At 60.1% G+C, this 880-nt stretch carries 1 protein-coding gene; it reads right to left on the bottom strand.

Going from position 1 to position 880, the window contains the following annotated elements; all coding sequences use genetic code 11:
* On the bottom strand, positions 1-880 hold an 880-nt coding region (locus AC5PZ0_RS28245; RefSeq protein WP_493856208.1), incomplete at both ends, for an immunoglobulin-like domain-containing protein.

Genomic DNA, 880 nt, shown 5'->3' with positions numbered 1-880 from the left:
AGTGGTGCCGTCGCTCAGGGTGAAGGTCAGTGCCGAGTGCTTGTCGATCGGCAGACCGTCTTTGTTGGTCAGCGTAATGGTGTAGGTGATTGCGCCGCCTTCGGTGACCGAAGGGGTAGCGGTCAGCTTGGCCACGACGTCGTCGGTGGTGTCAGTCACTTTGACCGAGGCCGCATCGCCCAGCTGCAGGTTTTCGAAGGCACGACCATCGATGTCTGCTGCAGACTTCACGCCCAACTCGATTTCGCCAGCGTCTTTGTAAACGTCGTCGCCCTGTGCTTCGTGGGTGTACGGCGCGCTGGTTTCACCGGCCTTGATGGTGACGGTAGCGTTGTTGCTCAGGGTCACGACCAAGTCGTGAGCCAGGGCGGTGTTGATGTGAACGGTGAAGGTCGGTTTGACGTTTTCAGCAACCGATACCTGATCGGCGGTGATGGTGACCTTGACCAGATCGCCTTCGTTGCCAGCGCCTGGAGTACCCGAGCCCGGCTCATCGGTGACAGCAGTGCTGACCGGGGTCTTGTCCAGAACCAGGTTCTCGAACTTGCCTACATCCGCGCCATCAACCGAAGCGATCGATTTGATCACTGGGTCGTTGGTACCGACGTAGACGTTGTCCGGGGCAGTCACGGTGGTGAAACCGCTGGTGCTGTTGGCCGGCACGGTGATGACGGTGGTGCCGTCGCTCAGGGTGAAGGTCAGCGCCGAATGCTTGTCGATCGGCAAGCCATCTTTGTTGGTCAGGGTGATGGTGTAGGTGATCGCACCACCTTCGGTGACCGAAGGCGTGGCAGTCAGCTTGGCCACCACGTCATCCGTGGTGTCAGTCACTTTGACCGAAGCGGCGTCGCCCAGCTGCAGGTTTTCGAAGGCACGGCCG

Source organism: Pseudomonas sp. 5.2, assembly GCF_059025405.1.
This window is presented reverse-complemented; position numbering and strand designations above follow the sequence as displayed.